The organism is Candidatus Neomicrothrix sp. (genome assembly GCF_035329545.1).
Lineage (GTDB): Bacteria > Actinomycetota > Acidimicrobiia > Acidimicrobiales > Microtrichaceae > Microthrix > Microthrix subdominans.
Genome location: NZ_DAOLGP010000028.1, coordinates 24,709 through 32,307, shown reverse-complemented (window position 1 = coordinate 32,307; position 7,599 = coordinate 24,709). Strand labels below are relative to the sequence as shown.

The following is a 7,599-nucleotide window of genomic DNA, read 5'->3' as shown; positions in this document are numbered from 1 at the left end:
CAGGGCGGCCCGGGCAGCGGTGACCTCGTCGTCGCTCAGCGTGTGATCGGGAGCGCGCAGCACCACCGACCAGGCCAGCGACTTGTTGCCCTCGCCGATGGCATCGCCTCGGAACTCGTCGAACAGCTCCAAGCGTTCGAGGAGGTCGTCCCCGGCCTCGGTCAGCGCCGAGCGGAGGCGACCGGCCGGGATGGCCTCGTCGAGCACGAAGGCCAGGTCCATGACTGCCACGGGGTAGTGGCTGACCGGCCGGGCCAGCGCCGGTGGGTGCGGTAGGGCGAGCAGGGCACGCAGGTCGAGGCGCAACCAGGCCACCCGTTCGTTTACCTCCGCAGCGGCGAGCACCGCCGGATCAACCTCGCCCACCTCTCCGACGACCACCCCGTCGACGGCGACGGTCGCCGAACGGGTGGGGTGCAACCCTCCGGACAACGCGTCGCTGTGCTGATCGAGTTCGGGGGCGCCGAAGCCCAGCGAGTCCAACAACACGCCCAACAACTCGACCGCCTCGGGAGCGGCGGCCCCGCCGAGGGCGGCGCCCAGGTCGGTGCGCTCACCGACGAGCACCGTGTCGGTGGCCATCGGGTCGTCAACCACCGAGCGTCCGGGGAACACGGTGCCGATCTCGTAGATGCACAGCCCGGTGGAGCGGGCTCTGGCGTTGGCTCCCAGGGTGTCGACCAGTCCGGGCAGCAGCGAGGGCCGCAGCACCGACTGCTCGGCCACCAGCGGATTGACCACGCTGGGCGCGCCCAGCTCGGCCAGCCCGAAGCGGTCGAGGTCGGCGGCGGACAGGAACGGCAGCGGCGCCACCTCGGTGAGGCCCCGACCCACCAGCGTGCGGCGCAGCAGCCGGGTGTCGGCCTGGGAGGGGCTGAGCGCCCCGACGAACGCCGAGGTGACCGTCGCCCGGGGGAAGGTGTTGTAGCCCTCGAGGCGGGCCACCTCCTCGATCAGGTCGATCTCGCCGGTGGCGTCGGGGCGCCACGACGGCACGGTGACCGCCAGCGACCCGACCTCGTTTGTGGCGACCTCGAAGCCGATCGAACGCAGGTGCCCGGCAATGCGTCCGGCGTCGAGCGACCCCCCGGTGATGCGGTTCACCTGGGCGGTCCGCAAGGTGATCACCGTGGGCTCGGGGGCATTGCCCGTTTCGTCGATCACGCCGGGGTGCAGCTGGGCGCCGGCATGGTCGACCAGCAACTGCGCAGCGCGGCGCGCGGCGAGCGGCGCCATTCCCACGTCCGCGCCCCGTCGGTAGCGGGTGCCGGCTTCGGAATACACGTTGAGCCGATCGCTGCTCACCTGGATGCGCTCGGGCCGCCACCAGGCCAGCTCCAGGAGGACGTCGGTGGTCGAGGGGCTGATCTCGGTCGATGCTCCACCCATCACCCCGGCGATGCCCACCGCCGTGCCGGTGCCGTCAGCGATCACGCCGTCGCCGGCGGTCAGCGTGCGGGTGACCCCGTCCAGGGTCTCGATCGTTTCGCCGTCGCGCCCGTCGCGCACCACCAGCTCGCCGTCCGGCACCTTGGCCAGGTCGTAGGTGTGGCTGGGCTGGCCCAGCTCCAACATGACGTAGTTGGACACGTCGACTACCGCCGAAATCGGTCGCATGCCGGCGGCGATCAGGCGCTGGGCCATCCACCGGGGCGACTCTGCCGCCGGATCGATGCCCGACAGCACCCGGGCGACGAAGCGCCCGCACAGGTCGACGTCATCGATGCGCACCGACGCCAGCTCGGCCGCGTCGGTGCCCGACGTGGCCACCTGCGGGTCGGGCAGGGCGAAGGGCACCCCGAAGAAGGCGGCCAGGTCGCGGGCCACCCCGGCCATCGACAGCGCGTCGGGACGGTTGGCCTCCACCTCCAGCTCGATGACCACCTCGGCGCTCAGGCCGAGCGCCTCGCCCACCGGGGCGCCGAGGGGCAGGTCGGCGCTCAGGTGCAGGATGCCCTCGTGGTCGTCGCCCAGGCCCAGCTCCTTCGCCGAGCTGAGCATGCCGTTTGACCATTCGCCGCGCATCTTGCGGCGGGCGATCTCCATGCCATCTGGCATCACCGTGCCGATCGTCGCCAGCGGCACCAGGATGCCCGGCTCCAGGTTGGAGGCGCCACAGGCGATCTGCAGCGCCTCCCCGTCGCCGGCGTCGACGTCGACCAGGCGGATGCGGTCGGCGTCGGGGTGGGCCCGGACGTCGAGCACCTTGGCGACGACGACGCCCTCCAGGTCGGAGCCGACCGTCTCGATCGACTCGACCGACAGGCCCAGGCTGCCGCACGCCTCGGCGATCAGCGCCGGGTCGTCGGGCAGGTCGGCAAACTCGGACATCCAGGACAGAACGACTCGCACTAGTTCACTCCAGTGTCGACATCATGCACGCGGGAACCCCACAGGTTCACCGCAGCATTGCGGGTGGTTGGATCGATCAACGTGACGGGACGACCCGCAACGCAGCGCCCGACTCCAGGGTGGGGTCGAGTGAGACTCTCGGCATGGGTCACAACGGCGCTCGCCAAGATCAGAACTGGGACAGGAAGCGCACGTCGTTGGCGACGAACTCGCGGATGTCGGGCACGTCGTGGCGCATTTTCGCCAGCCGGTCGATCCCAAAGCCGAAGGCGAAGCCGGACCACATCTCGGGGTCGATCCCCCCGTTGCGCAGGACGGTCGGGTGCACCATGCCGCAGCCGCCGATCTCCAGCCAGTCTCCGCCGGCGGTTCGCATGTCCACCTCGGCCGACGGCTCGGTAAAGGGGAAGTAGCTCGGCCGGAACCGGGTCTCGAACTCGGTGCCGAAGTAGGTCTTGATAAACGTATCGATCGTCCCGGCCAGATGCCCCAGCGTGATGTCGCGGTCGATCACCAGCCCCTCCAGCTGGTGCAGGGCGGCCAGGTGCGTGGCGTCGGTGCGCTCGTTGCGGTACACCCGGCCCGGCATGATGGCGTAGATCGGTGGCCCGCCGCGCTCGGCGGTGACCGCCCGCATGTGACGGATCTGGACCGGCGACGTGTGGGTGCGCAGCACGTAGTCGCCCGGCCCGCCCAGATCGAGATGGAACGTGTCGTGCATGCCCCGGGCCGGATGATGGGGCGGGATGTTGAGGGCGCCGAAGTTGAACCAGTCGGTCTCCAGGTCGGGGCCCTCGGCCACCTCGAAGCCCAGCCCGATGAAGATGTCCTCAAGCCGCTCGCGGGTGGCGGTGACCGGATGCACGTGGCCCCGGTTGACCGGCCCGATGAAGCGGGTGAGGTCGAGCGCTTCGGCCTCCATGCTCGCCCGATGCTCGGCGGCGGCGAGCTCGGACCGGCGGGCCTCGATCGCCGCCCCCAGCGCCTCGCGTGTGGCGTTGAACGCAGCACCGGCCTCGCGACGCTGGTCGGGTTCGAGCGAGCCGAGCGACCGGCGGGCCATCGACAGCTCCGACTTCTTGCCCAGCAGCGTTGTTTCCAACGCCGTCAGCTCGGCGAGCGTCGCCACGGCGTCGACGGCCTCGACACCCGCTTGCGCAATTCGTGTGGCGGCGATCTGGGTGGCCTCGACGGTCATGTCCTCATCTTCGCGGTTGTGCGGGCCCGGGCCGAATTCGTTCGACGGGCGCCTGCCGTGCGGTTCAGGCGATCCGGGCCTGGCGTGCCGCCTCGAATGCGATGACGGCTGCGGCGGACGCCACGTTGAGCGACTCCACCCCCGAGGCCATCGGGATCGACACGCGGTCGGGAAACTCGGCGAGCAGGGCGGCGTCGACACCTTGGCCCTCCGAACCCATCACCAGGGCCGTCGGGGCAGACCAGTCGATCTCGTCGGGGGCGGGACCACCGGGAGCGGCGGCCACGATCGCCACGCCGGCGTCGCGCAGCCGGCGCAGCTCGGCGAACAATTCGTCGGTCTCGGCCACCGGGTAACGCAGCGCCCAGCCGGTCGAGGCCCGAAGCGCTTTGGGGCCCCATGGGTCGGCCGAGTTGCGGTCGCACACCATGCCCGGGCTTCCCGCCGCAGCGGCCACCCGAACCAGGGCGCCGACGTTGCCGGGGTCCTGGACGCCGGCGGCGATCAGCAGAGGCGCCCCGCCGTTGCTCGACGTCGCCAGCTCCGCCGGATCGTGCTCGGGTCGGGGCACCAGCGCCACCACGCCCTGAGGGGTCGTGGAGTCGAGCACCTTGTCGAGCACACCGGAGCGCACCGCTTCGAGGGGCACTCCTGCCCGGTCGGCGACGGCGATCAGGTTGGCGACTGCCTCGTTGCTCGCCGAACCGATGTCGTAGAGCATCCGCTGCACCGGAGATCCGGCCTCGAGCAGCTCGAGGAGCACCTTGGGGCCTTCGACGACGACGACGCCGCTGTCACGACGCGAGCTGCGACGCCCCAAAAGGCGTCGCAGCTCGATGATCAGTGAGTGTTTGGCCCCGATGGTCCGCACTTCGGCGGCCCGCTGGGGGTCGACCGGGGACGACCTCAGGAGGCGGCCTGGTCGGCGCCGTCTGCGCTGTCCGCCTGATCGTTGGCGGCCTTGGCCACACCGACGAGGGCGGCGAACGCTGCCGGCTCGTGGACGGCCAGGTCGGCGAGGACCTTGCGGTCCACCTCGACCTCGGCGGCCTTCAGCCCGGCGATGAAGCGCGAATAGCTCATGCCCTCGGCGCGACACCCGGCGTTGATCCGCTGGATCCACAGCTTGCGAAACTCGGCCTTGCGGGCCCGGCGGTCACGGTAGGCGTACTGCCCGGCGTGCATGACCGACTCGTTGGCCGCCTTGAAGGTCCTACTACGGTTTCCGTAGTGGCCCTTGGCCCGCTCCATGACGGTACGGCGCTTCTTGCGGGCATGGACGGATCTCTTGACACGTGCCACGGCGGTGCTCCTTCTCTCGAACTAGGGGGGGGAAACAGCGGGGCGAGGCCCCGGACTACTCAGCGATCAGCGCTTGCCCAGCAGGCGCAACGCCCTGTCACGATCGCCACCGGTGACCTCGGCCTCGTTGGCCAGGCGGCGCTTGCGGCCTGAGCTCTTCTTCTGCAACAGGTGGTTCTTGCCCTGGTGCCGGCGCATGAGCTTGCCTGACCCTGTGACCTTGAACCGGGCCTTGGCGCCGCGGTGCGTCTTCATCTTCGGCATGACGATTGCTCCTTCCGGCGCTTGGCCGGTTCGCCGCTCATCGGTAGACGGGCGGCACTTACTCGGGGGATGTTCCTGAGAAATGGTCGGCGGTGGCCGGCGATCCTCAGGACTCGGTGGCTGCGGTCTCGACCTCGACGGGGGCCTCGTCCGATTCGGTCGACTCCGGGGCCTCGGCCTCGGGGGCGGCCTCGGGCGGTGCGATCGGTGCGGCCACCTCGGCCTCTGCCCTGGCTTGGGCGGCTGCGTCGTGCTCGGCCTTCTTCAGCTCGGCGGCATAGGCCGCCTGCGCCTTCTTGTCGGGGCCCAGCACCATCGTCATGTTCCGACCGTCCTGACGAGGTGGGTTCTCCACCCGTGCCAGGTTCTTCAACTGGTCGGCGATGCGGTTCAGGATCTTCATCCCCAGCTCGGGGTGTTGCATCTCTCGACCACGGAACATGATCGTGATCTTCACCTTGTGCCCCTCTTCGAGGAACTCGGTGACCTTGCGGGTCTTGGTGTCGAAGTCGCCGATCCCGATCTTCGGGCGGTACTTCATCTCCTTGACCACGATGTTGGTCGACTTCTTGCGTGACTCCTTGGCCCGCTGTTGCTCCTCGTACTTGAACTTTCGATAGTCCATGATGCGGACCACCGGTGGTTTGGCCTTGTCGGCTACTTCCACCAGATCCAGGTCCCGATCACGGGCGAGGTTCAAGGCTTCGGGCAAGGGACGGATTCCGAGTTGTTCGCCATCGAGATCGATGACCCGCACCTCGCGGGCCCTGATCCGGTCGTTGATCCGTGGTTCGTCTGCTGGCGGTGCTATGACCGATCACTCCTCAAGTGCACGTCCTTTCGAAACGTCTGCAGTTCTGCATTTCTCTGGATGCGGCCACCGAGGTGGCCGGCCCACGCACCCCGCTGTTGCGGAGGGCGGCGCAGTAGGTTCTTTGGATGTCCTCGGAGCCTGGGCGCCTGCAAAGAAACCGCGCCGTCGGGCTCGACAAGGCCGAGATCCGTTGGTTCGACCCGGGCAGCTCACTCGCTTCCCAGGTGGGGGCAAGCCCCGCTTCGTTGTAGTGAGGGCGTTACCCTACCAGCCGCCCAGTGACGCCAACCACCCCCGGGGTGACCGACGCCCCAGCCTGACGCAGGGTGGCCTCGCGGCGTACCCTCGGGTTTCCTCGCGATGGCCGACGCTGCGGCGCCACCATCGTCTCATCGGCCATCCCCTCGGGAGTCATCACCATGCCCAGCCTCTGGACGCCGGACGGCGAACGTAACGTCGAGCGCGAGAGCCCCGCTCCCGCCGCCGAACCCACCGCCTCGTCCCCACCGCCCGCCGGCGGGCCGGGCGCAGCCGCCGGCGGAGGGGACGACATGGCCCTGAGCGCCACCGAACTGAAGGCGCAAGCCGAACAGCTGGGCATCGACCTCGATTCGCTCAGCCCCGAGGAGCGGGCTCAGGCCGAGGCCGCCGTCGTCGAGATGGCCGCCACCCGCGCCCGCCTGGCCGAAACACCCGCAGCCGAGGTGATCGCCAACCACCTGATGGGCTTCTACGAACTCGGCGCGATCCACCTCAGCCGCCAGCCACCGGCCTTCGAGGACGCTGCTCTCGCCATCGACGCCCTGCGGGCCGTGCTCGAACGGGTCGGCGACCGGCTCGGCGAGGCCGGCGCAGTGCTCAACCAGGCGCAGACGCAGATTCAGATGGCCTTCGTGCAGGTCAAGGACCAGCACGCCGCCGCAACGTCCGGCACCGCTGCGGGCGACGCTGCCGGTGGCGGCGAGGCTCCCGATGCTTCCGGCACCGGCGACGCCTGAGCCTCGCCAAACCATTCAGATGAGCGACGCACCGACGCCGTTTCCGCCGACCGGGCCCCAGCACGGCACGGTCGACACCTTCGACTCTCACGCCTGCCTGGGCACGATCGTCGATTCGGCCGAGCGCAGGTGGCCGTTCCAGGGCACCTCGCTCGTCGACGGCAGCCGTGAGGTCGACCCCGGCACCCCGGTCACCTTCGTCGTCGCCCGCCGCCACGGTGGCACGTTCGAGGCCGACCTGATCGCGCCGCTTCGCGCTGAAGCGGTCCGGGCCGGCGTAGAAAGGGTTCTGGAGTGCGAGACCCGCCGGTCGATCGACGACGCCATCGTTGCTGGGTACCAGAAGCACCCTCAGACCGAGGCCGACGCGCACGCCGCCACTGCGTCGCTACGCGCTGCGATCGAGGAGGAGCCCTGGTAGCTCACGCGCAATCCACTCCCGGTCGGCTCCACTCGGGGTCGAAGGGTCCAACCGGATGCGCTATTCAGGCGGCGCCAGTGCGGCCAGGATGCGGTCGGTGTCGGCTGCCGTGCCCACCGTCAGTCGCACGCCGACGTCGGGGAACACCCGGGCGATGATGCCCGCGGCCTCCAGCCGGTCGCCCACCTCGACGGCGCGCTCCCCCACGCCGAACCAGACGAAGTTGGCCTGGCTGTCGGGCAGGTTCCAT

General features: G+C 69.8%; 8 protein-coding genes and 1 pseudogene. 2 read left to right on the top strand and 7 right to left on the bottom strand.

The genetic code is table 11. From position 1 onward, the window contains the following. From pheT to infC, 6 genes are all read right to left on the bottom strand, one after another. Positions 1–2,352 (bottom strand): phenylalanine--tRNA ligase subunit beta (gene pheT / locus PKD89_RS14280; RefSeq protein ID WP_324332510.1); only part of this gene is annotated, 2,352 nt, incomplete at its 3' end. A gap of 169 nt (positions 2,353–2,521) precedes the next feature. Beyond that, complete coding sequence (gene pheS / locus PKD89_RS14275; protein WP_324332509.1) at positions 2,522–3,550, bottom strand: phenylalanine--tRNA ligase subunit alpha; 1,029 nt, start codon at positions 3,548–3,550, stop codon at positions 2,522–2,524. A 64-nt stretch (positions 3,551–3,614) separates the two neighbouring features. Continuing rightward, positions 3,615–4,421, bottom strand: a complete 807-nt coding sequence (locus PKD89_RS14270) for a TrmH family RNA methyltransferase (protein ID WP_289012518.1) — start codon at positions 4,419–4,421, stop codon at positions 3,615–3,617. A gap of 35 nt (positions 4,422–4,456) precedes the next feature. Continuing rightward, positions 4,457–4,852 (bottom strand): 50S ribosomal protein L20, encoded by a 396-nt coding sequence (rplT, locus tag PKD89_RS14265; protein WP_289012519.1) that lies wholly within the window; start codon positions 4,850–4,852, stop codon positions 4,457–4,459. 66 nt (positions 4,853–4,918) lie between these two features. After that, positions 4,919–5,116, bottom strand: a complete 198-nt coding sequence (gene rpmI / locus PKD89_RS14260) for a 50S ribosomal protein L35 (protein ID WP_289012520.1) — start codon at positions 5,114–5,116, stop codon at positions 4,919–4,921. Positions 5,117–5,222: 106 nt separating this feature from the next. Then, positions 5,223–5,900 (bottom strand): translation initiation factor IF-3, encoded by a 678-nt coding sequence (infC, locus tag PKD89_RS14255; RefSeq protein ID WP_289012526.1) that lies wholly within the window; start codon positions 5,898–5,900, stop codon positions 5,223–5,225. Between the two features lie 356 nt (positions 5,901–6,256). On the opposite strand from infC, the gene PKD89_RS14250 reads away from it, so the two are divergent. Then, positions 6,257–6,928, top strand: coding sequence for a hypothetical protein (locus PKD89_RS14250; protein WP_289012521.1), 672 nt, complete (start codon positions 6,257–6,259; stop codon positions 6,926–6,928). Positions 6,929–6,947: 19 nt separating this feature from the next. Then, entirely contained in the window at positions 6,948–7,349 is a 402-nt protein-coding gene (locus PKD89_RS14245) for a hypothetical protein (RefSeq protein ID WP_289012522.1), read from the top strand. Positions 7,350–7,409: 60 nt separating this feature from the next. Here the strand turns inward: PKD89_RS14245 and PKD89_RS14240 are convergent. Continuing rightward, a pseudogene (locus tag PKD89_RS14240) lies at positions 7,410–7,599 on the bottom strand (aminotransferase); the annotation flags it as partial.

What these genes read in the sequence shown, in the direction of transcription:
- pheS (WP_324332509.1), bottom strand. Translation starts at nt 3,550, where the DNA reads ATGACCGTCGAGGCCACCCAGATCGCCGCCACACGAATTGCGCAAGCG.
- rpmI (WP_289012520.1), bottom strand. Translation starts at nt 5,116, where the DNA reads ATGCCGAAGATGAAGACGCACCGCGGCGCCAAGGCCCGGTTCAAGGTC.
- PKD89_RS14245 (WP_289012522.1), top strand. Translation starts at nt 6,948, where the DNA reads ATGAGCGACGCACCGACGCCGTTTCCGCCGACCGGGCCCCAGCACGGC.